Below are 25,648 nucleotides of genomic sequence, written 5' to 3' on the forward strand. Positions count from 1 at the left end.
CGGCGCCCTCGGCGACACCTCCACCCTCGCCGACCCCTCGGTCGTCGACGACCTCATCGAGAACCGCGCGAACAAGGGGTGACACAGATGGATGCGACAACCGTGACCCGCGCCCCCGTGCTCATCCTTCTCGGCCCTCCGGGGGCCGGGAAAGGCACCCAGGCGCGCAAGCTCGAGGACAAATACGGGCTGGTACAACTCTCGACCGGCGATCTGCTGCGCGCTGCCGTGGCGCAGGGCACCGAGGCCGGCAAGCAGGCCAAGGCGGTGATGGAAGCGGGCGAATTGGTGAGCGACGACATCGTCATCGCCATCCTGCGCGACCGCATCAAGGAGTCCGATTGCGCCGCTGGCGTGATCCTCGACGGCTTCCCGCGCACCACGGTGCAGGCCGAGGCGCTCGACGCGCTGCTGGCCGAGAGCGGGCAGAAGATCAATGCGGCGATCAGCCTCGAGGTGGATGATGCCGCCATGGTGGACCGGATCTCGGGCCGCTACACCTGCGCCGCCTGCGGCGAGGGCTATCACGACACGTTCAAGACGCCGAAGGAGAGCGGCGTCTGCGACACTTGCGGCGGGACCGAGATGAAGCGCCGTGCCGACGACAAGGCGGAGACGGTGGCCTCGCGGCTCGAGGCCTACCACGCCCAGACCGCCCCGCTCATCGGCTACTACGAAGGCAAAGGCGCCCTGAGCCGCATCGACGCGATGGGCAAGATCGAGGAGATCGCCGCCGGGCTCGGCGCGATCGTCGAAAAAGCGACGGGCTGACCCGTCGGGGGCCGCTCAAAGGAGGGGCGGCCGCATTTTCTGGAGGAGAAACCGCCATGGCGGATCAATCAACGCACCATGCGCATAGCGCCGAGGAGGCCGGCAAGGCCTACTGGTCGGCCAACCTGCGTCTCATCTTCATCAGCCTGATCATCTGGGCGCTCTGCAGCTTCGGTTTCGGCATCCTGCTGCGCCCGATGCTCTCGGGCATCTCGGTCGGCGGCTCGGACCTCGGGTTCTGGTTCGCCCAGCAAGGCAGCATCATCGTCTTCCTGGCGCTGATCTTCTTCTACGCCTGGCGGATGAACAAGCTCGACCGTGAATACGGCGTGGACGAGGAGTAAGGCGTCATGGATCAGTTCACCATCAACATGCTGTTCGTGGGCGCGTCCTTTGCGCTCTACATCGGCATCGCGATCTGGGCCCGCGCGGGCTCCACGTCGGAATTCTATGCCGCCGGTCGCGGCGTGCACCCGGTCACCAACGGCATGGCCACGGCGGCGGACTGGATGTCCGCGGCCTCCTTCCTGTCGATGGCCGGCCTCATCGCCTTCACCGGCTATGACAATTCGGCCTACCTGATGGGCTGGACCGGCGGCTACGTGCTGCTGGCGCTGCTGCTCGCGCCCTACCTGCGCAAGTTCGGCAAGTTCACCGTGTCGGAGTTCATCGGCGACCGCTTCTACTCGCCGACCGCGCGCCTTGTCGCGGTGATCTGCCTGATCATCGCCTCGACCACCTACGTGATCGGCCAGATGACCGGCGTCGGCGTGGCCTTCGGCCGCTTCCTCGAAGTCTCGAGCACCACCGGCCTGCTGATCGGCGCTGTGATCGTCTTTGCCTACGCCGTGTTCGGCGGCATGAAGGGCGTGACCTACACGCAGGTGGCGCAGTACATCGTGCTGATCCTCGCCTACACCATCCCGGCGATCTTCATCTCGCTGCAGCTGACCGGCAACCCGATCCCGGGCCTCGGCCTCTTCGGCACCGACCAGGCCTCGGGCGAGCCGCTGCTGGCCAAGCTCGACCAGATCGTCCGCGAGCTGGGCTTTGGCGAGTACACCGCCCACAACGGCGACACGCTCAATATGGTGCTCTTCACCCTGTCGCTGATGATCGGCACCGCCGGTCTGCCGCACGTCATCATGCGGTTCTTCACCGTGCCCAAAGTCTCGGACGCACGCTGGTCCGCGGGCTGGGCGCTGGTCTTCATCGCCCTGCTCTACCTGACGGCCCCGGCCGTGGGCGCGATGGCACGTCTCAACATCACCCAGCAGTTCTGGCCCGAAGGCACTGCGGGCCAGGCCGTTTCGCTCGAGCAGATCGAGAACGATCCGGCCTATGACTGGATGGCCACCTGGCAGCAGACCGGCCTTCTGGGCTGGGAAGACCTGAACGGCGACGGCCGCATCCAGTACTACAACGACAAGAACGCCGCGATGCAGGAGAAGGCAACCGCGGAAGGCTGGACCGGCAACGAGCTGACCAACTTCAACAACGACATCCTCGTGCTCGCCAACCCCGAGATCGCCAACCTTCCGGGCTGGGTGATCGGCCTCGTGGCCGCCGGCGGTCTTGCCGCCGCGCTGTCGACCGCCGCCGGCCTGCTGCTCGCCATCTCTTCGGCGGTCAGCCACGACCTGATCAAGGGACAGATCAACCCCGCGATCAGCGAAAAGGGCGAGCTTCTGTCCGCCCGGATCGCCATGGCGGTGGCCATTGCCGTTGCCACCTGGCTGGGGCTCAACCCCCCGGGCTTCGCGGCGCAGACCGTGGCCCTGGCCTTCGGCCTTGCCGCAGCCTCGATCTTCCCGGCGCTGATGATGGGCATCTTCTCGAAGGTGAACAACAAGGGTGCCGTGGCGGGCATGCTGTCGGGCCTGATCGTCACGCTGATCTACATCTTCCTGCACAAGGGCTGGTTCTTCATCCCCGACACCGCGAGCTACTCGGACGCCGATCCGCTGCTCGGCACCATCAAGTCGACCTCGTTCGGCGCGGTCGGGGCTCTGGTGAACTTCGTGGTGGCCTTCACCGTCTCGGCGATGACCAAGCCGATCCCGCAGGAAATCTCGGAGCTGGTGGAAAGCGTGCGCATTCCGCGCGGCGCGGGCGCAGCCCAGGATCACTGACCGGTGATCGCGCGCGGGGGCGCCTCGGCGCCCCCGCCCTAGGCAAAACTCCCGTCCCGCGCTATGCCGGGGCGGGATTTTTTCTTCCGCGATTGCCCCTTATCGCACCACCGGAGCGCCACGATGCCGATTGAGCCAGACGACCTGCGCCGTTTCCTGACCTCGGTGCACCCCTATGACGCGCTGGAATCCGACGCGCTCGACGTGGTGGTGCCGCAGTTCCTGACCCGCAGCTACAAGCCGGGCGAAGAAATCTACGCCGTCGGCGCGCAGCTCGAGGGGCTCTATCTCGTCCACACCGGGCAGGTGGAGATTCGCGACGAGAACGGCGTCGCCGTCTCCTTGCTGGGGCCGCGCAACTCCTTTGGCGAGCGCGGGCTGATGCGCGAGGGGCTGGCCGCCACCACCGCCAGCGCGCTTGACGAAACAGTGCTGTTGCTGCTGCCCGCCTATGCCTTTCGCGAGCTGGTCGCCGAACATGCCGCCGCCCGCCGCTTCTTTGACCGCTCGCGCGCCGCGCGGCCGCGCAAATCCGACCTCGCGCACAGCCGGGTCGAGACGCTGATGGCCCGCGCCCCGCTCACCATCCCCCCCGAGACCCCGGCCCAGCAGGCCGCGCTGATGATGCGCGAAGAAGCTGTCTCCTCGCTCTGCGTCACCGAGGGGCGCGACCTCATTGGCATCGTCACCATCCGCGACATCTCGGCCAAGGTCGTCGCCGGGGGCATGGACACCAACATCCCCGTGTCCGAGATCATGACCCATGCGCCGGTGACCCTGCCGCCTTCGGCGATCGGCTCGGATGTGCTGCACACGATGGTCGAGCGCGGCATTGGCCATGTGCCGATCACCGATGCCGGGCAGCTTGTGGGGATCGTCACCCAGACAGACCTCACCCGCTTCCAGGCGATCAGCTCGGCCGAACTGGTTGCCGCCATCGCCCGCGCCCGCACCCCCGAGCAGATGGCCGAGACCACCGCCCGCATCCCGCAGCTTCTGGCGCAGCTCGTGGCCGGCGGCAACCGTCACGAGGTCACCACCCGGCTGATCACCGATGTCGCCGACACCGTCACCCGGCGCCTTCTGGCGCTGGCCGAGGAGGACCTCGGCTCGGCCCCGGTACCCTGGCTCTGGCTGGCCTGCGGCTCGCAGGGGCGGCAGGAGCAGACCGGCGTGTCGGACCAGGACAATTGCATGATCCTCGACGACAGCGCCACGGACCGGGACATGGAATACTTCACCGAGATGGCGAAGTTCGTCTGTGATGGACTTGATAAGGTTGGGTATTTCAATTGCCCCGGTGAGATGATGGCAACCAACCCGCGCTGGCTGCAGCCGCTGTCGAAGTGGCGCGGCTACTTCCGGAACTGGATCGACAAGCCGGTTCCCGAGGCGCAGATGCTGGCCTCGGTCATGTTCGACCTGCGGCCCATCGGGGGCACCAAGTCGCTCTTCGAAGAGCTGCAGCACGAAACGCTCGAAGCGGCCTCCAAGAACTCGATCTTCGTCGCCCACATGGTCTCCAATTCGCTCAAGCACACCCCGCCGCTGGGGCTTCTGCGAGGCTTTGCCACGATCCGCTCGGGCGAGCACAAGAACACCGTCGATCTCAAGCACAACGGGGTGGTGCCGGTGGTCGATCTCGCGCGGGTCTACGCCCTGCAAGGGCGCCTGCCCGAGGTCAGCACCCGCGCCCGGCTCGAGGCGGCCATCGCCGCCGGTGTCGTCTCGGGCACTGGTGGGCAGGATTTGCTCGATGCTTATGACCTGATTGCCGAAACCCGGCTTGAGCATCAGGCGGGTCTGGTCAAGCGCGGCGAAAAGCCCGACAACTATCTGGCGCCATCCGACCTGTCGGACTTCGAGCGCAGCCACCTGCGCGACGCCTTCGTGGTGATCAAGTCGATGCAATCGGCGATCGGCCACGGGCGCGGCATGCTGGGCTAAGGACAACGAGGGGGGAGAGATGTTCTACGAATTGATCGCCGTGCTGGTGGCCGGTCTTGCCGGGGCCGGCGTGGTGATGCTGCTGAGCAAGGCGACCGGCGGGCGCCTTCCGCGCTGGCTGATCCCGGTGGGCGCGGGCGCGGCAATGATCGCAACCTCGATCGCCAATGAATACGGCTGGTACGGCAGCGCCGCAGGATCCCTGCCCAACGGCGTCGAGGTGGTCGAAACCCACGCCTCCAAGGCGCTCTGGCGCCCCTGGACTTACGCCTGGCCGATGACCGACCGCTTCATCGCCGTCGATGCCGGGGGACGTCGCGAGAATGCGCAGACGCCCGGGCTCTATCTCGCCGATCTCTATTTCTTCACCCGCTGGCAGCCGACGCAGGTGGTCGAGGTCATGGTCGATTGCCCAGGCGGGCGCCGCGCCGATCCCATGGGAGGCGATGGCGGCGAGCCGCGCTGGCGCGAGGTCGGCCCCGAGGACAGCATCGTCGCCGCGGTCTGCTCGGAGGCGCGCATATGACCCAGCTGAGCCTGCGCCTGCGCGTGTTCCTCTTCTTCGTCCTGATTGCGGTCGGCGGCGCGGGGATCACGGCGCTGGCGCTTTGGCTCGGCTACGGGCGCGCGCTCGACACCACCCCGGCGAACGGCTTTTTCTTCGCCGGCGTCCTCGCTGTCTTCGGCATCGTGGCACTCAGCGCCGGGGTCTGGCTGCTCTTCGACGAGAACATCGCCAAGCCGGTGGAGCGCATCGCCGCCGAGATGCGGGTGCGCGCCCATGCGGGCGTGGCCAAGCAGGTCGATCTTCAGGGCGCACGTTACCTCGGTGATCTGGCGCATGCCGCCGAGGCGGTCTCGGCGAAGCTGTCGGACTCCGCTCTGGCCTCGGCGCAGCTTGTGGCCGAGGAAACCGCGCAACTGGCCGCCGACAAAGAGCGCCTGACCGCCCTGCTCACCGAGATCCCCGTGGCCACCATCATGGTCAGCCCCAAGGGTCGCATCGTGCTCTATGACGGTCAGGCAGCCGAGGTGCTGAGCCAGATCCACGTGCCGCGGCTCAATGCGCCGGTGACCGATTATTTCCTTGCCGCCGGGGTCGAGGCAGCGGTGCGCGAGCTGCACCGCACCGGCCGCGAGGTCACGCTCACCCTGCGCTCCGTCGACGAAGCGCAAAGCTACCACGGCCGGATGAAGCCGCTCGACGCGGGCGGCTACCTGCTGATCATCGAAGACGCCGAGACGCGGATTGCGCCGCAGGCCGAGCGCCCCATGGTCTTTGACTTTTCGCTGCTCACCGCGCCCGCGCCCGCCGCGATCGAGGAGACGCCGCTGCGCGCGCTGACCTATGTCGTCTTCGACACCGAGACGACCGGGCTTCTACCGCACAAGGACGAGGTGGTGCAGATCGGCGCGGTGCGGGTGGTGAGCGGCAAGATCGTGCCCGGCGAGCAGATGGATTTGCTGGTCGACCCCGGCATTCCGATCCCCCACTCCTCGACAAGGGTGCACCGGGTGACCGACGCCATGGTGCACGGCCAGCCGGGCATCGCCGAGGCCGGACGGCGCTTTCACCACTTCGCCCGCGGCGCGGTGATCGTGGCGCACAACGCGCCCTTCGACATGGCTTTCCTGCGGCGCCACCAGTCGCGCATGGGCGTCGAGTGGAGCAACCCGATCCTCGACACGGTGCTGCTCTCGGCGGTGCTCTTCGGGGCGAGCCAGACGCACACGCTCGACGCGCTCTGCGAAAGGCTCGGCGTGACCATCCCGCCCGCCCTGCGGCACACCGCGCTCGGCGACGCGCGGGCCACCGCCGAAGTGCTGGTCAGGATGCTGCCGATGCTCGAAGCGCAGGGGATGACCACTTTCGGCGAGGTTCTGGCGCAGACCCGGAAGCACGGGCAACTTCTGGAAGACCTGAACTGAGACTGTCGAGCGCCGCCTGAACCGCCTGAACCGCCTCCCGCGGAGCGGCGCCGACCGGTAGGCGCACCAGCAGCCGCACCCCCCGCAAGCGCAGCGGGTTGCCAAGCGGGGAGAAGCGCGCGAGGCAAAGCGGATCCATGCCCCCCCTAGCGCGGTGCCCTTGAAGACGGGGTTAACGATGCTCCGCCGCAGTCGCCCCCTACGCGCCCACTTGACCTTTCCCCGGCGCGGCCCTAGCGCTCTGCGCATGGCACAGGCACCCCTTCTCCAGCTCTCCGACATCTCGCTCACCTTCGGCGGCGAGCCGGTCTTTTCCGGCCTCTCGCTCAACGTCCAGCCCGGCGACCGCGTCGCGCTGGTCGGCCGCAACGGCTCGGGCAAATCCACCCTGATGAAGGTCATGGCGGGCCAGGTCGAGCCCGACACCGGCGACCGCATCGTGCCACCGGGCTTCTCGGTGGGCTACATGGAACAGGAGCCGGATCTGTCGGGCTTCGAGACGCTGGGCGACTATGCCGCCGAGGGGCTTGGCCCGGCGGAAATGTACAAGGTCGAGGCGGCGGGCGAAGGGCTCGGCTTCGATCCCGCCCGCCCCGTCGCCACCGCTTCGGGCGGCGAGCGCCGCCGCGCCGCGCTCGCGAAGCTGATGGCGCAGGATCCCGACGTCATGCTGCTCGACGAGCCGACCAACCACCTTGATATCAACGCCATCGGCTGGCTCGAGGACGAACTGAAGCGCACCCGCAAGGCCTTTGTCCTGATCTCCCACGACCGGCGCTTCCTCGAGAACCTCACGCGCGCGACGCTCTGGATCGACCGCGGCGCGGTGCGCCGGCAGGAACAGGGCTTTGCCGGCTTCGAGGCCTGGCGCGACAAGACCTGGGCCGAGGAGGACGAGGCGCGTCACAAGCTCGACCGCAAGATCAAGGCCGAGGCGAAATGGGCGGTCGAGGGCATCTCGGCCCGCCGCACCCGCAACCAGGGCCGGGTGCGCGCGCTTCAGGCGCTGCGCGCCGACCGCGCCTCGCAGATCCGCCGCCAGGGCACCGCGGCGATGGAGCTCTCCTCCGGCCCGACCTCGGGCAAGAAGGTGATCGAGGCCGTGGGGCTGACCAAGGGCTTCGGCGACAAGCAGATCGTCAAGGACTTCTCGCTGACCGTGATGCGCGGCGACCGCGTCGCCTTTGTCGGCCCGAACGGGGTCGGCAAGACCACCCTCATACGCATGCTGATGGGCGAGATCGCGCCCGACGCGGGCAGCGTCAAGCTTGGCACCAACCTCCTGCCCGCGATCTTCGACCAGACCCGCGCCCGGCTCGATCCCGAGATGACGCTCTGGGAAAGCCTCACCGGCGATCCCGAGATGCGCGTGTCCGGCAAGGCCGACCAGGTGCTGGTGCGTGGCCAGCCGAAACACGTGGTCGGCTACCTCAAAGAGTTCCTCTTCGACGAGCGCCAGGCGCGCGCGCCCGTGCGGTCCCTGTCGGGCGGCGAGAAGGCGCGGCTGCTGCTGGCCAAGATCATGGCCAGCGAAAGCAACATGCTGGTGCTCGACGAGCCGACCAACGATCTCGACGTGGAAACGCTCGATCTCTTGCAGGACCTGCTGGGCGAGTATGACGGCACGGTGCTGCTGATCAGCCACGACCGCGACTTCCTCGACCGGGTGGCCAGCACGACCATCGCCATGGAAGGCGACGGTCAGGCGATCGCCTATGCCGGCGGCTGGAGCGACTACCAGGCGCAGAAGGCCGAAGCCGAGGCGGAGGCAGCGCCCAAGGAAAAACCCGCCGCCAAGCCCGCCAAGGAGCCTGCCGGCGCGAAGCCCAAGGCCGCTGCCAAGGGCCTCAGCTTCAAGGACAAGCACCGTCTGGACGAGTTGCCCGGGCTGATCGACCGGCTCGGCGCAGAGATCGGCAAGCTCGAGGGGCTGCTGGCCGATCCCGCGCTCTTCACCCGCGAGCCGGTGAAGTTCAAGAAGGCGACCGAGGCACTCAGCGAGCGGCAAGAGAAGCTCGCCGCGGCCGAGGAGGAATGGCTGGAACTGGCGGAAAAGGCCGAAGCGGCGGGCTGACGTCCGTCGGTCCCGACCCGAGACCGGCTCTTTTCGAAGCGATGTTCCAGCGCCTTCCCAGGCGCTGGCGCCCTACTCCCCCGGCTGCCGCAGCGGCAGGCGTTTCTCGGCGATCACCATCACCCCAACGGTCAGCAGGATGCGCACCACGTGGTGCAGGCTGACCAGCGCCGGGTTGGCGGCGAGCGAGAGCGCGATGATCGACATCTCGGTCACGCCCCCGGGCGCGTAGGAAATCATCAGGTGCAGGAAGGGGATCTGCGTCGCCGCGGCCAGCCCCAGCGCGAAGGCCCCGCCAATCGCCAGCATCCAGCTCACCGACAGCACGCTGAGCCCCAGCGAGCGGCGCAGCATGGCGCCGGTCATCCCGGTGAAGCGCACGCCGAGCGAGCTGCCCACCACAACCTGCGCCGCGGCGATCAGCCAGAACGGCAGATGCATGTCCACAAGACCCGACAGGGTCAGCGCCGCCGACAGCAGCAGCGGCCCGGTGATCTGCCCTGCCGGCAGCTTGATCCGCGAGGCGAGAAAAAGCCCCGCGATGGCCGCCAGCACGACCAAGATCAGTTCGGCGACAGTGGCCGGCCCCGTGGGCATGACGCTCTGTCCCGCGGCGCTGCCCACCGGGTGGCCGATCCAGAGCGACAGCGCAGAGGGCAGGATCGAGATGACGAGGATGATGCGCAGGAACTGCTGCGCCGTCAGCAGCCGCAGATCCGCCCCCGCCTTCTCGCCGAGCACAAGGCTCTCCATCAGACCTCCCGGCGCGCCCGCGTAAAAGGCCGTGGCCCGGTCATAGCCGCCGATGCGGTGGAAGATCAGGAAGTTCCCGCCCTGCGCCAGCACCACGAAGACCACCAGCATCGACAGGGTCAGCGGCAGCTCGGGCAGCAGCGCAAAGATCTCGGGCGTCACCTGCGTGCCGATCATCACCCCGATGAGCCCGATGAAGAGCGTGCGGAACTTCATCGGGTAGGCATAGTCGGCGAGCGCGCGCTTCTGGAACAGGGCGACGGCGACGCCCGAGGTGAAGAGCGAGCCCAGCATGTAGGGCATTGGAAGATGGGCATGCTGCGCGAGCCATCCCCCGATCCCGCCGGCGATCAGCAGGCAGCCGGTGGTGAAGATCATGCGCAGAGAGAGCGTGGAGAGGGTCATCAGCGGACATAAATCCCATCGCGGGCGCCGGTGCAATGGCACGCGCGGGGACCCGGCGGATCAGGGGGCTCCATCCCCCACCCTGCGGGTGTCCGCCGGCGCATTTTCTAAATGAAGGAGGGTTTCGCGCTGCTTCTCCCTCCAAATACGCGACCGCGCGGCCGGCAGCGGCCGCTGGGTCAGCGCGACAGGTCTGCCGCGATGCGGTCGGCGAGCTGGGCCGTCGCGCTGCCCGCTGCGGCGGCGATGCCGCCCGGCGTGGCGGCCTGCAGCGGCACGGTGATTTCGAAACGGTTCACCCGCTCGCGGATCACCCGGTCGTAGGAGGAAAGCGCGTATTGCCCCTTGAGACGGAAATAGCCGGTCTCATTGGCCACCGCCTCGGAGATGCGCACGTGTACCGCCGCCTGCGCCGGCTCTTCCAGCGGCCAGGGCTCCGAGGCGACGGTGGCCCCGCTGATCGTGCCGAGACGCTCGGCGAGCGCTTGGGTCATGGCGCGGCGCGGGTCGTCAGCCCAGAGCGCGCCCTCGATCTGGGTCATCGCGCCGGTGTCGTCCTCGAGCAGGATTTCCGAGGCGTCGGCATAGGCCGGCAGCGAGACCTCGCGCACCTCCAGCGTGGAGACGGCAAGGCGCACCGAGGAGGCTGGGGGCATGCTGTCCATCCGGTAGCGCGGCTCGGAGCCGCAGGCGGCGGCGAAGAGCGGCAGCAGCAGGATCGGAAGGGTGGTCTTGAGGCGCATACGTGATCTCCTGTCAGCGGCCGAAGAGCAGCGAGTTGGGGTTGCGTTCGATCGAGCGGGCGAGCTTGTTCAGCGCCTCGGCGGCAGTCTGCACCTCGCGCAGCGCCGAGACGGTCTGGCGGTTGAAAGCGGAATTGCCATCATAGCCCGAGATCACGGATTCTGCCTCTGCCACCAGCCGCTGGATGCGCGTCGAAAGCTCGGGCAGCGTGGCCGCCGCCTCTTCCACAGCGGCAGCGGCATCACGCGCCGAGGCGAGCGTGGCATTGGTGTTCTCGATCACCCCGCCAGCGCGCAGCTCGGAGAGCGCACCCTGCGCCTCTTGCAGCATGGCCGACAGATCGGCGGGCAGCTGGCGGGTGCTGTCCTGGTCCACGAGCTTTCCCGCGCCATCGAGGAAGTCCCCCGCGTCGGCCAGGAAGCTCTCGAGGTCCAGCGCGGTGGCCTTCTGGGTGAGCGCGCGCAGATCGGCCAGCAGGTCTGGCACGCCGGCCATGCTCTCGTCGACCGAGCCTGCGACGTCCGTCACTTCCGCGGCCGCGGCCTCCGCCGCCTCGAGGGTCGAGACAAGCTGCTGCACCGCGCCGGCGGCGCGCATGTCCTCGATCACCCCGCGCAGCTCGGCAACGGTGCCGCGCAGCTCGCCGGGGATCGCCTTGATCTCGTCGCTGCCGATCAGCCCGCGGGCGTCCTCGAGCAGGCCGATGACCGCGTCAGGCGCGTCACGCAGCCGCGGGTTGGCGGTGAAGTTCTCGATCGAGGCGAGCGTGTCGATGGCCTGGTCGAGCAGGTCCTCGACCGGCAGGTCGTTGATCCTCTGGAAGAGGCCCTCGGCAGTGGCAGTGATGTCCGGCAGGTCCGACTCGACCGAAGGGATCAACGGCGCGTCCTGCGCGAAAATGCCGAAGGTGGCGGGCTCGGCGTCGGGGATCTCGGCCAGCTCGACCACCAGCGACTGGCTGAAGAGGTTCTGCGAGGCCAGCCGCGCGCGCAGCCCGTTCTTCACCGCGTTCGACAGGAAGGCGATGGTCTCGGACTGCGGCGCATCTTCCTCGAGACCCAGCGCGCGCGGGTCGATCGAGAGCGTGGTGCGCAGCCGGACGGTCTGGGCCTCGCCCTCGCCGTCGATGAAGGCGCCGATGGCGGTGACCCGGCCCACCCGCAGGCCGCGGTAGGTGACAGAGGAGCCGACCTCGAGCCCGCGCACGGATTCGTCGAATTCCGCGGTCAGCTCGACGGCGTTCGAGATGGTTTCGGAGAACAGGCTGTCGCGTGCCGAAGCCTCGTCGTCGTAAAGATCGAAGGCATAGCCCGCAGGCACAGCGTTGCCGCCCGAGACCACGGTGTCAAAGGCGATACCGCCGCGGATCAGCGCCGCGACCGAACCGACCGACAGGTTGACGCCCGAGGGGCCGATGTTGACCGAGAAACCCGAGGTGTCCCAGAAGCGCGTCGCCGTGGTGATGCGGCGGTCGTTGGGGGCCTCGATGAAGGCATCGACCACCACGCCGTTGCCGCGCTCGAGCAGCCGCGGCGTCTCGATCCGGCCGACCTCGATGCCCTGGTAGAAGATCGGCGCGCCCGCCGAAAGCTGCGTGCCGTCGTCGGCGCGGATGGTGATGCGGGTGCCCTTGACCCCGGGGCGCACCAACGGCGTCTGGTCCAGGCCGCGGAACTTGCGCGCCTCGGCGCCCTCTTGCGGGGCGAAGCCGGCTTCGATGTAGACGCCCGACAGCACCGTCGAGAGCCCGGTGATGCCCGAGGCGGAAACCTCGGGGCGCACCACCCAGAACTGTGCGTCAGCTGGCAGGGAGTCGGCGACATTGCGGTCGATCCGTGCGCTCACCCGCACCTCGGCCAGATCCTCCGAAAAGACCACCTCCTCGACGGTGCCGACGATCACGTCACGGTAGCGGATGGTGGTGTCATCTGCCGTGATTCCGGCGGCGTTCTCGAAGGTGATCTCGATCAGCGCGCCGCGTTCGGCAAGACTTTGCCAGGCGATGAAGACGGTGACCGCGATGGCGGCGAGTGGCACGAGCCAGACCAGTGAGAGGTTGCGCCAGACGGAGCGGCGCTTGGGCTCGATCTCCATCTTCGCGGGTTTGGGCTCACTCATTGCACGGGTTCCTCACTCGCATCCCAGATCAACCTCGGATCGAAGCTCTGTGCCGAAAGCATTGTGAATGCAACAGAAAGCGCAAAGCTGATTGCTGCAATCCCGGGATTGATTGCAGCAGCGAAATCCAATTGCACCAGAGACGCAAGAATGGCCACCACGAAGACGTCGATCATCGACCAGCGACCGACAAATTCGACCACCTCGTAGAGATGCTGGCGCTTGACCGGCGAGAGCTTCACCCGGTGCGTCACGCTCAGCGCGAGATAGGCGATGGCGATGAACTTGGCGACCGGGATCATGATCGAGGCGAAGAAGACAATCCCGGCGATGCCGTAGGATCCGTGGTGCATGAGGTCCACCACGCCGCCAAAGATCGTGCTGTTGGTGGTCTTGCCGAGCAGCGTCGTCTTCAGCATCGGGTAGACATTGGCCGGCACGTAGACGACCAGCCCCGCCCCCAGCCAGGCCCAGACCCGCTGCAGCGAAGTGTCGTCGCGGCTGGACAGGTGCGATCCGCAGCGCGTGCAGCGCTCGGGGCCGGGCACATGGACCTTGCCGCATTCGGTGCAGGCGATCATGCCTGCGCGCCGGGCCGTGAGCACCGGCTGCGCATTGTCTGTCGGGCGGCTCATTGGCGGCGCTCCTCCAGCGTCTTCCATACGGTCACCCTGCACATGAAGGTATCCTTGAGCACGTTGACGATCACCAGGGCAACGAAGGCCCAGAAGGCCGGGCCGATCGACAGATGCGCAAGGCCCGCAACCTTGACCAGCGCCACGGCGACGCCGACGATGAACACCTCGGCCATGGCCCAGGGGCGCAGGTGGTCGGCGAGGCGGAAAAAGAACTCGGCGTGGCGCGCCGGGCGGTGGCCGAAGGCCATGGGCGCCAGCACGTAGACCAGTGACAAGAAGCGGATCGACGGCAGAATGACGATCAACGAGGCCATGGCGATGGTCAACGGCGCCGTCATCCCGCTCGAGAAGGCGAGAATCGTGTCGAGCAGCGAACTGCGCTGCACCCGCCCCGCCACGGACAGCTCGAGGAACGGAAAAAACATCGCCGCCACCATCAGCACCAGCGCCGAGAGCGCGAGCATGATGATCCGGGTCATCGCCAGGCTGCGCGGGGATTCCAGCACTTCGTGGCAACGCGCGCAGCGGGCGGTGTCGCCGGTGGCGATCTCGCGTTCCTCGTGCAGGGCGTCGCAGAGCGGGCAGGCAAAGAGACCCTCGGCCTGCTCCGCGGTGAAGGCGGGCGGCGGGAGGGCCGGGGTGATCTGCGGCGGCAGCTCGGAGGCGACGATGTCGGCGAGGCTCATGCGCCCAATCTAGAGCGTGGCGGGTTCCAAGGAAAGGGCTGGCGGGCCAAAGCCTTCGCCCTGCCTTCCAAGCAGGCATCCGGCGCGCGTCCATTCCCTGTCCCGGGCCGCTCCATCGACAAGCGCGGGGCCAGCCGCTACCACTTTCGACAGAACGCCAAGGCAACATGGAGGTCGCGCCCGATGAAATGTTTCTACGCCCCCGAAAGCGAGGGGCACGACCCCCAGTTCCGCCTCACCCATGGCACCGTGGTGCGCAACGCCGAGCGGGCCGAGCGCGCGATGCTGCTGCTCGAGGGGCTCGGTCGGCTCGGTCTCGGCACCGAGAGCCCGCCCGAGGCACCCCGCACCGCGCTGGAGGCGGTGCATACGCCCGAGTTCCTGCACTTTCTCGAGACCGGCTGGGACGCGTGGCAGGAGCTGCCGAACGCCGGGCCAGAGGTGGTGGCCAACGTCTTTCCGCGCGGGCCGGTGACCACATACCCCGAGTCCATTGTCGCCCGCGCCGGTTGGCACATGTCCGACACCTCTGCCCCGATCGGTCCGAAGAGCTGGCTGGCGACCCGCCGCGCCGCCGATTGCGCCGTGGCCGCCGCCGAGGCGGTGATGGCCGGCGATCTCGCCGCCTATGCGCTCTGCCGCCCGCCGGGGCACCATACCACCGCCGATGTCGCGGGGGGGCATTGCCTGATGAATGTCACCGCCATTGCCGCGCAGCACCTGCTCGGGGCGCACAGCCACGTGGCGGTGCTCGACATCGACGTACACCATGGCAACGGCACGCAGGCAATCTTCTACGACCGTGCCGACGTGCTGATGGTCTCGGTTCATGCCGAGACCCACGACTACTACCCGTTCTATACCGGCTACGCCCATGAAACGGGCAACGGCGCTGGCCAAGGCTTCAATCTCAACCTGCCGCTGCCGCGCAGCACCACGACCCCCGGCTGGCTTGCCGCCCTCGATCACGGCATCGAGCGCATCAAAGCCTATGCACCGGGCGCGCTGGTGGTGAGCCTTGGGCTCGACGCCCATGAAAATGACCCCCTTGACGGCATGAAGGTGAGCTTCGATGGTTTCGCCGAAGCGGGCCGCCGGATTGCCGAGGCGGGGCTCCCCACAGTGATCGTGCAGGAAGGCGGCTATCTCTCGCCCGACCTCGCAACGTCGCTGGCCTCCTTCCTCGGAGGCTTTCTCGGCAAGGACCCGCGCGCAGCCTGATGGCGTGTAAGACAGGAACTCGGAGTACCAGATGAACAAGATCCCCAACTCGCTGCATGCCTCGGACATTGCACACAGTATGCACCCCTACACCAACATGCGCCTCCACGAGGAGCAGGGGCCGATGATCATCACCCGTGGCGAGGGTGTCCACGTCTACGATTCCGAGGGCAAGGAATACATCGAAGGGCTCGCGGGCCTGTGGTCGGTGGCCGTGGGCTTCTCGCAGCCGCGCCTCGTCGAGGCGGCGGCCAAGCAAATGGCCGAGCTGCCCTATTACCACAGCTTCGCGCACAAGGCGCATGAGCCGTCGATCCGCCTCGCCGAGAAGCTGGCCGAAATGACCCCCGAGGGTCTGGACCGCGTGTTCTTCACCAACTCCGGCTCCGAGGCGAACGACACCGTCATCAAGATGGTCTGGTTCTACAACAACGCGCTCGGCCGTCCGGAGAAGAAGAAGTTCCTCGCCCGCAACAAGGGCTATCACGGCATCACCATCGCGTCGGGCTCGCTCACCGGCCTGCCGGCGAACCACAAGGACTTCGACCTGCCGGCGATCCCGGTCACCCACCTGACCTGCCCGCACTACTGGAAGTGGGCGGAAGAGGGCGAGACCGAGGCCGAGTTCACCGCGCGCCTGCTGAAGGAGGCCGAGGACACCATCCTCGCCGAGGGCCCCGAGACCATCGCCGGCTTCATCGGCGAGCCGGTGATGGGTGCTGGCGGCGTGATGACCCCGCCCGAGGGCTACTGGCCGGGCATTCGCGCGCTGTGCGACAAGTACGACATCCTGCTGGTCTCGGACGAGGTCATCAACGGCTTCGGCCGCTGCGGCACCCCCTTCGGCTGCGAGAAGTACGGCTTCACCCCGGACATCATGGTGACCTCGAAGCAGCTCACTTCGTCCTACATGCCGCTCGCGGCGATCATCGTGAACGACAAGGTCTATAACACCATCGCCGACCACACCGCCAAGCTCGGCACCTTCGGCCACGGCTTCACCGGCTCGGGCCACCCCGTCGCCTGCGCCGTGGGTCTTGAAAACCTCAAGATCATCGAGGAACAGGACCTGATGGGCAACGCCGCCAGGCTCGAGGCGAAGTTCCAGGAGGGTCTGCGCAAGTTCGCCGATCATCCGCTGGTCGGCGAGGTGCGCGGCGTTGGTCTCATCGGCGGCGTCGAGCTGGCCAAGGACAAGGAAAAGCGGCTCAGCTTCGAGCCCGCGGGCAAGGTCGCGCCTCAGGTCGTGAAGTTCTGCGCCGAAGAGGGGCTGATCCTGCGCGCGGTCTACGAGACCGTTGCCCTCTGCCCGCCGCTGATCGTCACCGAGGACGACATCGACCAGATCCTTGCCCGCCTCGGCCGGGCGCTGGACCGCGGCTGGGAGTGGGTGCAGGACGAAGGTCTGGCCTGAGTCTCCCCTGTTCATGACGTACGAAGGGCGCCCCGCGGGGCGCCCTTTTTCTTGCTCGGCTGGCGGGTGCCCTGCGCCTGCCTTCCTGCCACGGCCCATCGCATCCCGGCCCCCGCTCGACCAATGCGCGGAGCCCTCGCCAAAGATCCCGCCTGCCGGTGCTGACCGCCGTGCTATGCTGTGTCAGGACAGCGTAATTTGTATTCAAATAGCCATATTCGTGTTTCAATATCTTGTAGCTCGCAGCGCTTTTCATCATTGACACGCCATGACATCCAGACAGGCACAACTCGACGAGGCACTGGCCCGCATTGCGGATGCAATCGACCCGTGCTCGAGCGTCGGCATCCCCCAGCAGCTGCGCGGCGCGCTGGAATTCGGCATCGCCTCCGGCGAGCTGCCGATCGGCGCCCGGTTGCCCTCGGTGCGGGCGCTGGCGCGGCAGCTCAACCTCTCGCCGGTCACGGTGAGCAATGTCTACGCCGCGCTGCAGTCCGCCGGACATGTCGAGGGGCGGGTCGGCTCCGGCACCTTCGTCAGCCCCAACGCCCAGGTCGCGGACCCCGAGAAGTTTCACACGCTGGAGCGGGCGATCACCAACCTCATCGCCCTCGCCCGTGACTGCGGCATCGACCGGGCCGACCTCGCCACGCGTATCGGCATGGACCGCCCCCGCAACACCCGCGCCGTGCGGGTGTTGATGCTGGGCAATTTCGCCGAGGCCACCCGCGCCTATGCCGCCGACGTGCGCCCGCATCTCGCGCCCGGCGACAGCATCGAGCCGATGCTGATCGACGAGGTCGCGGGTGCCCCGCCCCAGGATTTCGACATCGTGCTCTCGCCGCGGACGCTGCTGCCGCAGGCGCGCGCGCTGTTTCCGCAGGCCGAGGTGGTGGGGCTGACCGTCATCCCCAACGAGGCGACCCGCGTCGCCCTGGCGGCGATCCCGCCCGAAGCCTCGGTGGTCGGCTATTCCTACTTCCCTACTTACGTGTCGATGATGAAGGCCAACGTGATGCGCTATGCGCCGCATGTGAGCCGTCTGTCGATGGTGGTCCGCGGCGACGAGAGCGAGGCGGCCCGCACGCAGATCGCCGAGGCTGACGTGCTGATCTACGCCACCGGCGCGGATTACCTCGCGGCGCGGCTGGCGCCGGGTCAGAGCGCCTTCGAGTATCGCCACACACCCGACAGCCAGGAGCTTCGCAGCATCCTGCCGCAGCTGCTCGACCGCTGCCGCCGCCGCGAACGGCCCGGCGCGGAGGGGTAAACCGCGACCCCGGCGGGCCATGCGTGGCCCCCTAACGAGAAATGGGCGGACCGCTTGCGCGGTGCCGCCCGTTTCGTTGATGACTGGCTGGTTCCGGTCCGGATCGCTGCCGATCGGCGCCTGGCTCAGCGATAGGCGTGCAGCACGCCCTCCGAAGAGATCACGTAGAGCGTGCCATTGACCACGATCGGCCGGGTCGTCGCCCCGCCCGCAATCGCCGTGGTGCCGACCAGCTGGCCCGAGGCCGGGTCGAAGGCGCGGATTAGCCCGTCCGAGGAGGCAACGATCAGCCGCCCGCCCGCAAGGATCGGGCCATGGTTCACGAAGGCACTGTCGCGACGCTTCTGCGGCGTACGTACCGGCTTGTACCCCGGCAGGTCCACCGCCCAGATCTGCGCGCCGGTGCGGGCGTCGAGCCGCACCAGCTGGTTGAGGTCGGAGACGAGGAACACCGAGTCCCCCGCCGGCCAGACCGGATCCAGCGCGCCCATGCGCGCGGTCCACAGCCGCTCGCCGCCCGAGAGCGACAGCGCCACCACACGGCCCGAATGGTTGCCCGCGTAGACCACGCCGTTCGAAATCAGCGGATCGCCGGTGATGTCGGTGACCGTGGCCAGCGCCTTGCCGTTGCGGCTGCCCGCCACGTCGGCGGTCCAGCGGCGCAGACCGCCCTGCTTGAACGCCGCCTGCAGCGCACCGGAGCCAAAGGCGAAGACGACCATCTCGCCATCGGTGGCCGGGGCCGGAGCGCCGGCGACGTTGTTGTAATCCTCGGGGTAATCGATGCGCCAGCGGATGCGGCCCGTGGCGGTCTCGATTGCCCAGCCGGTGGAATCCGACGAGGTCACATAGGCCAGCCCGCCGCGCACCGTGGGCGCGCCGGTGGCGGTACCGCCGAGCTTCTGGCTCCAGACCTCGGCGCCGGTGGCGGCGTCAAGCGCGGTGAGCGTGCCGAAGCCCGAGGTGACATAGAGCCGCCCGCCCTCGACCGCGAGCCCGCCGCCCTGCGCCTGGCTCGCCTGATCGCGCGGGGCGACCATGCTCTTCCGCCAGATCACCTGGCCCGAGGTGCTGACCGCGCTCACCGTGTGCGCGGAATCCATCGTGTAGATGCGGCTGCCGTCCGAGACCGGATCGACGTTGAGCCGGTTCCGCCGCGTGTCGCCCTTGCCGATGTCGGTCGCGAAGACCGGCTGCAGCGGCAAGGAGAGCGCCGCGTGGTTGGTGCGGGCGAAGGGCGAGACCGGGCTCTGCGTGGCAGCGCCGTTCGCCGCCGCCCCGAGCGAGATCGCCTGCGCGCGGTTGGCCGGGGTGAACTCCTCTGCCCCGCCGTTCTCGAGAATTTCCCGGGCGCCGAGGCGCTCTCCGGTCAGCACCGCCTCGGGACGCTCGCAGGCGGCAAGCGCCGTCAGCCCCAGAAGCGCTGCGGAAATCGTGGTGATGCGCAAAACACTGCCCCCGTCGTTCTTGATCCTTGCCGCGGCCTCGGGCGTTTGGTCAGCCCGCATCGGGCGTGCCGCCGAGGGCCACAATCACTTGTGTCGCACGCTGGCGCAAGCCCGCGGTGATTTCTGCATCTTCAAGAATGCGTTGCAGCTTTTCCAGCGCGGCCTCGGTGTCGCCGGCCTTGATGTCGAGCAGCGCGAGTTGCTCCTCGGCGAGCAGCCGCAGCGGCTTGCCGGGCACCGCGAGGGCCTCGAGCCGGATACGCCGCTCGTCGTCCGAAAGGCCCGAGTCGGTGCGGCTCACCGCCTTGAAGGCGGCAATCTCGCGGTAGATCTCCGGCAGATCGCCGTTGGCGGCCGCATCGTCGAGCAGCTTGGTCGCGGCGGCGCCCTCCTCGGCGGAGGCCAGCTCGCTCGCCGCCAGCAGATCAGTCACCGCCCTCGCCTCGGCGCCGGGGGCATTCACGTCGGTGAGCGCCGCGGCACGGTCCGCCGGGGCATCTGCCTCGAGCGCGCCGCGCAGTGCATCGCCGAAGGCCTCGGCCTGCGCCTGACGCTGCACCGCGCTGTATTCGCGCCAGGCGGCGCCGCCGACGATGGCAAGCACCGCCACAACGCCGATCCAACCGTAGCGCTTGAGCAGTGCGAAGAGCTTGTCGCGGCGGACCTCCTCGGTCACCTCGTCGATGAAACTGTCGGTATTGCTCACGGGGCTGCCTCACCTTTCGATTGTTGCCCTCTCTTAACGCGGCAGGCGCAGGCTGCCAAGGCCAAGCCCGCGGCAGCATTGGCTGATCTCTTCTGCGCCGATCGGCCCATTTGAACGGGCATATGTCCGCTTGATCGGTTTCCCAAATCCTCTATTCTGAACTGAAGAGTTTAGTCACGTCTCCGCGCGCTCCCGGCTTTGCCCCTCTGTATCAGGACCGGCTTCGGTCTTGTCTCGGGCTGATCCGGCAGCGCGGGCTGTGCGTATTTATCGCCGGGCTTGGGCCAAGAACCTGGGAAGGCCAGCATGAAACTGATTTCGATCCTCACCGCCATCATCGTCGCGGCAGCCCTTTACGCGGTGGTGCTCGACCGCGAGCGGCTGATGGGCTGGGCCCGCGGCGGCGCGCAGGAGGAGCCGGAGGATATGGCGACCGAGACCGCCGCCGCACCCGCCGCGACCGAGGCCCCCGCCGCCGATAGCTCCCTCCCCGGGGCCGTCTCGGTCATGGCCCGCCATTCGCGGGCCCAGCAGATCGACGACGCCGTGCTGCTGCGCGGCGAGACCCAGCCCTCGCGCGAGGTCGAGGTGCTCTCGGAAGCCGCCGGCCGGGTGATCTCGGCGCCGCTGCGCAAGGGCACGCTGGTCGAGGAAGGCGAGGTGCTCTGCAAGCTCGACCCCGGCACCACCGGCGCCGCGCTGATCGAGGCCGAAGCCCGTCTGGCCGAGGCCCGGGCGCAGCGCCCGCAGGTCGAGGCCTCGCTGCCGGAAGCCGAGGCGCTGCTGGCGCAGGCCGAAGCCGATGTGGCCGAGGCCGAGATCAACCTCACCGCCGCCCGCGAGCTGTCGCAGGGCGGCTATTCCTCGCGCACCTCCGTCGCCTCTGCCGAGGCCAAGATGCGCGCCGCCGAGGCCAGCGTGCGCAGCGCCGAGGCCGGGCTGGAAGCCGCCCGCGCCGGAACCGACAGCCTCGAGGCCTCGATCCAGAGCGCCGAGGCCGCCGTCGCAAGCGCCCGCAAGGCGGTCGGGAACCTGACCATCACCGCGCCCTTCGGCGGCGTGCTGGAAAGCGACACCGCCGAGCTCGGCCTGCTGATGAACCCCTCCTCCAACGCCAGTTGCGCGCATATCCTGCAGCTCGACCCGATCCGGCTGGTGGGCTACGCGCCCGAGGCCGATGTCGCCCGCATCCACCTCGGCGCGCGTGCCGGGGCGCAGCTGACCGGCGGCGAGACACGGGTGGGCAAGGTCACCTTCGTCTCGCGGCAGGCTGACGAGACCACCCGCACCTTCCGCATCGAGGTCACGCTCGAGAACCCCGACCTGACGCTGCGCGCCGGGCAGACCGCGCGCATCCTCATCGAGGCCGACGGCGCGATGGCGCACCTGCTGCCGCAGAGCGCGCTCACGCTGAACGACGAGGGGCGCATGGGCCTGCGCACGGTGAGTGCCGAGCAGACCGCGCAATTCGTGCCGGTGAGCATCTTGCGCGACTCGCCCGAGGGGGTCTGGATCGCCGGGCTGCCGGACAGCGTCGACGTCATCACCCTTGGGCAGGAGTACGTCACCGACGGCGTGCCGGTCGCGCCGAGCTATCAGGAGATCCTCCAGTGACCGGCATCGTCGACTGGGCGGCAGAGCGCGCCCGCATGGTGCTGGCCTTCATCGTCCTGTCGATTGTCGCGGGGGCCTTCGCCTATCTCACCCTGCCCAAAGAGGGCGAGCCCGACATCGAGATCCCGGCGCTTTTCGTGTCGGTTCCCTTCCCCGGCATCTCGGCCGAGGACGCCGAGACACTGATGGTCAAGCCGATGGAGACCGAGCTTTCGGACATCGACGGGCTCGACAAGATCAGCGGCGTCGCCTCGGAAGGCTACGCCGGGGTCGCCATGGAGTTCGAATTCGGCTGGAATCGCACCGAGACCATGGCCGAGGTCCGCGACGCGATGACCAAGGCGCAGGCCAAGTTCCCCGAGGGCGCCGAGCAATACACCATCTCCGAGATCAACTTCTCGGAGTTCCCGATCATCATCGTCTCGCTCACCGGCCCCCTGCCCGAGCGCACCATGGCGCGGGTCGCCAAGGACCTGCAAGACCGTGTCGAGGCGCTGGATTCGGTGCTGGAAGCCGGGATCGCCGGCAACCGCGACGAGATGGTCGAAGTGGTGATCGACCCGCTGAAGCTGGAAAGCTACAATGTCACCGCCAGCGAGCTGATCCAGACCGTCCAGAACAACAACCAGCTCATCGCCGCGGGCGAGGTGCGCTCCGAGCGCGGCACCTTCTCGGTGAAGATCCCCTCGAGCTTCCGCGAACCGCAAGACATCTTCGACCTGCCGATCAAGGTGAATGGCGACCGGGTGGTCACGCTCGGCGATCTGGCGGACATCCGCCTCACCTTCGAGGACCGCACGGGCACCGCGCGTTTCAACGGCGACACCGCGGTGGCGCTGCAGGTGGTCAAGCGCAAGGGCTACAACCTCATCGACACCGCCAGCGCCGTGCGCGCAACCGTGGCCGAGGCCCAGCAGGGCTGGCCCGAGGAGCTGCAGGCAACGGTGGCGGTCGAGGAAAGCAACGACCAGTCGCGCATCGTCGATTCCATGGTCAGCCAGCTCGAGGGCGCGGTGCTGACCGCCATCGCGCTGGTGATGATCGTGGTGCTGGGCTCGCTCGGCACCCGCGCGGCGCTGCTGGTGGGCTTCGCCATCCCGACGTCGTTCCTTTTGTGCTTCGTGCTGCTGGCAATCATGGGCATCAGCGTCTCGAACATCGTCATGTTCGGTCTGATCCTTGCCGTCGGCATGCTGGTCGACGGCGCCATCGTGGTGGTCGAATACGCCGACAAGCGCATCTCGGACGGCGTCGGGCCGATGCACGCCTATGTCGAGGCGGCCAAGCGGATGTTCTGGCCCGTCGTCAGCTCGACCGCGACCACCCTTTGCGCCTTCCTGCCGATGCTGTTCTGGCCCGGGGTCGCGGGCGAGTTCATGGGCATGCTGCCGGTGACGCTGATCTTCGTGCTCTCGGCCTCGCTGATCGTGGCGCTGGTCTACCTGCCGGTGATGGGCGGCGTCTCGGGCCGGTTCTCGCGCGCGCTGCACAACGCCTCGCTGACGCTGCGCAAGCGCGTCGAGGGCTGGCCGGCCCGCGCGGCGCTGGTGCCGGTGGCGCTGGCCGGGATGCTGCTCGGCGCGCTGCTGGTGCTGAACCCCTCATTTCTCGGGGTCACGATGATCGAGGGGCGCGGCGCCCGGGTGCCGGGGATCGTGATCTTCCTGCTCTTTGCCGTGATGGCCTCGATCACCCTTGATGCGGCGCAGATCGAGCGCAAACGCAACAAGGTCCGCAAGACCTACCGCCGGACGTTCTTCGGGCGTTTGATCCAATTTGTCACCGGCAACCCGGTGATGCCGCTGGTGACAATCGGCGGGGTGATCTTCTTCGTGATCTCGGTCTTCGGCTACTACGGGCAGAACAACAACGGCACCGAGTTCTTCACCGAGAGTGAGCCCGAGCAGGCCATCGTCTACGTCCGCGCCCGTGGCAACCTGTCGCTGGCCGAGAAGGACTCCCTGGTCAAACGGGCGGAAACCATCGTCCTGCAGCACCCGGGCATCGAGACCGCCTTTGCCTTTGCCGGCGATGGCGGGCTTGAATCGAACACCGGCGGCGCGCAGCCGCCCACCGACACGATCGGGCAGATCCAGCTCGAGGTGGTGCCATGGGAGGACCGCCGCGACCGGCCCGAGCTCGACGGCGACATCGTACTGGCCGAGTTGAGCGAGCAACTCGCCACCATTCCCGGCATCCAGACCGAGATCCTCAACCTCGCCATGGGTCCCGCCTCGGCCAAGCCGGTGCATCTTCGGCTGAAAGGCGACAACTGGGACGACCTGCTGGCCGCGACCGAAACGGCGCGGGCCGAGTTCGACGCCATGGAAGGCCTGCGGCTGATCGAGGACACCCGCCCCCTGCCCGGCATCGACTGGCAGATCGACGTCGACGTGGAAGAGGCCGGGCGCTACGGCGCCGATGTCGCCACCGTCGGCGCAATGGTGCAGCTCGTTACCCGCGGCGTGACGCTCGACACCATGCCGGTGGACAGTTCGGACGAAGAAATCGATATCCGCGTACGCCTGCCCGAGCAGGACCGGGTGCTTTCGACCCTCGACACCCTGCGCGTCCGGACCAGCGACGGGCTGATCCCGCTGTCGCATTTCATCACCCGCACCCCGGTGCCCAAGCTCGCCGAGATCAACCGCGAGGGCCGCAAGCGCTACTTTGACGTCAAGGCAGGTGTGGCCGATGGGCTGGTGAAATTGACCTTGGGCGGCGAGACGCTCGGCTACGGGCGCGAGACCGGTGACGGCACGCTGACGCTGCATGGCACGGCCTATGAGATCACCCGCACCGAAGACGGCACCAGCGGCGATGCCATCCGCGAGGCCGCCGCAAGCGGCGCGCTTTCGACGGTGCCGGTCACGCCAAACGAGCGCATCGCCACCCTCTCGAGCCTTCTGGAAAGCACCGAGTTCCCCCCGGGCATCAGCTGGGAATGGACCGGCGACCAGGAGGAGGAGGCGGAAAGCCAGGCCTTCCTGACCCAGGCCTTCGCCGCCGCGCTGGGGCTGATGTTCATCATCCTGCTGGCGCAGTTCAACAGCTTCTACAATTCGGTGCTGGTGCTGCTTGCGGTGGTGCTTTCGACCGCCGGGGTGTTCCTCGGGATGATCGTGCTCGACCAGACCTTCTCGATCATCATGTCCGGCACGGGGGTCGTGGCGCTCGCCGGGATCGTCGTGAACAACAACATCGTGCTGATCGACACCTTCCAGGACTATTCGCGCTACATGCCGCGGCTCGAAGCCATCGTGCGCACCGCCGAGGACCGCATCCGCCCGGTGCTTTTGACCACGATCACCACCATCGCGGGTCTCTTCCCGATGATGATCGGGCTCAGCCTCGACTTCTTCGGCGGCGGCTATTCGATCAACGCGCCGACCTCGCTGTGGTGGAAGCCGCTGGCCTCGGCGGTGGTCTTCGGCCTGTCGGTGGCCACGGTGCTGACGCTGGTCTTCACCCCCGCCATGCTGGCGCTGCGGGTGTGGCTCTCGACCTATGCCCATTGGATCGCGCGGCTGCTGGCCATCGCCTCCTTCGGGCGCGGCAGCCGCGCGGCGCGGGATTGGGCCCTGCAGCGCGAAGCCCGCAAGGTGAAGGCACCGCTGATCCTCTGGGACGATCCCGACGCCGAGGGCAGTGGCAGGCCGGGCGCAAACACGACAATGCGCGCGGCCGAATAACGCGGCACGGTGCGGCGCCGGGAATTGGCGCTATAGTCATCGCTTCCTATATCAAGGGAGAGCACCCACGCCCGGTGCTTTCCCCA

Annotated in this window: 19 protein-coding genes; 12 read left to right on the plus strand and 7 right to left on the minus strand. The window is 67.9% G+C overall.

Annotated elements, in window-relative coordinates; translation table 11 throughout:
* Positions 1-87: 87 nt before the first annotated feature.
* The 7 genes from G0Q01_RS19065 (at position 88) to G0Q01_RS19095 (ending at position 8,853) form a co-directional block, all read left to right on the plus strand.
* The gene (locus G0Q01_RS19065) at positions 88-771 is read left to right on the plus strand and encodes an adenylate kinase (protein WP_164191558.1); all 684 of its coding nucleotides are present in this window, start codon (positions 88-90) and stop codon (positions 769-771) included.
* Positions 772-827: 56 nt separating this feature from the next.
* On the plus strand, positions 828-1,115 hold the full coding sequence (locus G0Q01_RS19070) for a DUF4212 domain-containing protein (protein WP_108965129.1): 288 nt from the start codon (positions 828-830) through the stop codon (positions 1,113-1,115).
* Between the two features lie 6 nt (positions 1,116-1,121).
* Positions 1,122-2,903 (plus strand): sodium:solute symporter family protein, encoded by a 1,782-nt coding sequence (locus tag G0Q01_RS19075; RefSeq protein ID WP_164213737.1) that lies wholly within the window; start codon positions 1,122-1,124, stop codon positions 2,901-2,903.
* 123 nt (positions 2,904-3,026) lie between these two features.
* Positions 3,027-4,850, plus strand: a complete 1,824-nt coding sequence (locus G0Q01_RS19080) for a DUF294 nucleotidyltransferase-like domain-containing protein (RefSeq protein WP_108965127.1) — start codon at positions 3,027-3,029, stop codon at positions 4,848-4,850.
* Positions 4,851-4,869: 19 nt separating this feature from the next.
* Positions 4,870-5,376 (plus strand): hypothetical protein, encoded by a 507-nt coding sequence (locus G0Q01_RS19085; RefSeq protein WP_164191561.1) that lies wholly within the window; start codon positions 4,870-4,872, stop codon positions 5,374-5,376.
* A complete protein-coding gene (locus G0Q01_RS19090) occupies positions 5,373-6,779 on the plus strand; it encodes a 3'-5' exonuclease (RefSeq protein ID WP_164191566.1) in 1,407 nt (468 codons plus the stop codon). Before G0Q01_RS19085 ends, G0Q01_RS19090 begins: the two co-directional genes overlap by 4 nt.
* A gap of 247 nt (positions 6,780-7,026) precedes the next feature.
* The gene (locus G0Q01_RS19095) at positions 7,027-8,853 is read left to right on the plus strand and encodes an ABC-F family ATP-binding cassette domain-containing protein (protein ID WP_164191569.1); all 1,827 of its coding nucleotides are present in this window, start codon (positions 7,027-7,029) and stop codon (positions 8,851-8,853) included.
* A gap of 72 nt (positions 8,854-8,925) precedes the next feature.
* On the opposite strand, the gene G0Q01_RS19100 is transcribed toward G0Q01_RS19095, so the two are convergent.
* The 5 genes from G0Q01_RS19100 to G0Q01_RS19120 all read right to left on the minus strand — a co-directional run bounded on the left by G0Q01_RS19100 (position 8,926) and on the right by G0Q01_RS19120 (position 14,197).
* Positions 8,926-10,011: an AbrB family transcriptional regulator gene (locus G0Q01_RS19100; RefSeq protein WP_164191574.1), complete on the minus strand. Its 1,086-nt coding sequence runs from the start codon at positions 10,009-10,011 to the stop codon at positions 8,926-8,928.
* A gap of 179 nt (positions 10,012-10,190) precedes the next feature.
* Complete coding sequence (locus tag G0Q01_RS19105) at positions 10,191-10,754, minus strand: membrane integrity-associated transporter subunit PqiC (protein ID WP_164191577.1); 564 nt, start codon at positions 10,752-10,754, stop codon at positions 10,191-10,193.
* A 13-nt stretch (positions 10,755-10,767) separates the two neighbouring features.
* Positions 10,768-12,873, minus strand: a complete 2,106-nt coding sequence (locus G0Q01_RS19110) for an MlaD family protein (RefSeq protein WP_164191581.1) — start codon at positions 12,871-12,873, stop codon at positions 10,768-10,770.
* The gene (locus G0Q01_RS19115; protein ID WP_108965120.1) at positions 12,870-13,508 is read right to left on the minus strand and encodes a paraquat-inducible protein A; all 639 of its coding nucleotides are present in this window, start codon (positions 13,506-13,508) and stop codon (positions 12,870-12,872) included. Before G0Q01_RS19115 ends, G0Q01_RS19110 begins: the two co-directional genes overlap by 4 nt.
* Positions 13,505-14,197 carry a paraquat-inducible protein A gene (locus tag G0Q01_RS19120; RefSeq protein ID WP_164191584.1) on the minus strand — a complete coding sequence of 231 codons (693 nt, stop codon included), beginning with the start codon at positions 14,195-14,197 and terminating at the stop codon, positions 13,505-13,507. The genes G0Q01_RS19115 and G0Q01_RS19120 overlap by 4 nt, the downstream gene beginning before the upstream one ends.
* 183 nt (positions 14,198-14,380) lie before the next feature.
* Here G0Q01_RS19120 and G0Q01_RS19125 point away from each other — a divergent pair, with 183 nt between their 5' ends.
* From G0Q01_RS19125 to G0Q01_RS19135, 3 genes are all read left to right on the plus strand, one after another.
* Positions 14,381-15,418 (plus strand): histone deacetylase family protein, encoded by a 1,038-nt coding sequence (locus G0Q01_RS19125; protein WP_164191587.1) that lies wholly within the window; start codon positions 14,381-14,383, stop codon positions 15,416-15,418.
* A 31-nt stretch (positions 15,419-15,449) separates the two neighbouring features.
* Positions 15,450-16,832: an aspartate aminotransferase family protein gene (locus G0Q01_RS19130; RefSeq protein WP_164191592.1), complete on the plus strand. Its 1,383-nt coding sequence runs from the start codon at positions 15,450-15,452 to the stop codon at positions 16,830-16,832.
* A gap of 268 nt (positions 16,833-17,100) precedes the next feature.
* Positions 17,101-18,102 carry a GntR family transcriptional regulator gene (locus tag G0Q01_RS19135; RefSeq protein WP_108965116.1) on the plus strand — a complete coding sequence of 334 codons (1,002 nt, stop codon included), beginning with the start codon at positions 17,101-17,103 and terminating at the stop codon, positions 18,100-18,102.
* Positions 18,103-18,227: 125 nt separating this feature from the next.
* Here G0Q01_RS19135 and G0Q01_RS19140 read toward each other — a convergent pair whose 3' ends face one another.
* Positions 18,228-19,610 (minus strand): PQQ-like beta-propeller repeat protein, encoded by a 1,383-nt coding sequence (locus G0Q01_RS19140; RefSeq protein ID WP_203595091.1) that lies wholly within the window; start codon positions 19,608-19,610, stop codon positions 18,228-18,230.
* Complete coding sequence (locus G0Q01_RS19145) at positions 19,600-20,256, minus strand: hypothetical protein (RefSeq protein WP_164191595.1); 657 nt, start codon at positions 20,254-20,256, stop codon at positions 19,600-19,602. Before G0Q01_RS19145 ends, G0Q01_RS19140 begins: the two co-directional genes overlap by 11 nt.
* Positions 20,257-20,562: 306 nt before the next feature.
* On the opposite strand from G0Q01_RS19145, the gene G0Q01_RS19150 reads away from it, so the two are divergent.
* Both G0Q01_RS19150 and G0Q01_RS19155 read left to right on the plus strand, forming a co-directional pair.
* Entirely contained in the window at positions 20,563-21,870 is a 1,308-nt protein-coding gene (locus tag G0Q01_RS19150; protein WP_164191598.1) for an efflux RND transporter periplasmic adaptor subunit, read from the plus strand.
* Positions 21,867-25,562, plus strand: a complete 3,696-nt coding sequence (locus G0Q01_RS19155; RefSeq protein ID WP_164191601.1) for an efflux RND transporter permease subunit — start codon at positions 21,867-21,869, stop codon at positions 25,560-25,562. Before G0Q01_RS19150 ends, G0Q01_RS19155 begins: the two co-directional genes overlap by 4 nt.
* The last annotated feature ends 86 nt before the right edge of the window (positions 25,563-25,648 follow it).

Source organism: Salipiger sp. PrR007, assembly GCF_010499845.1.
GTDB lineage: Bacteria > Pseudomonadota > Alphaproteobacteria > Rhodobacterales > Rhodobacteraceae > Salipiger > Salipiger pacificus_A.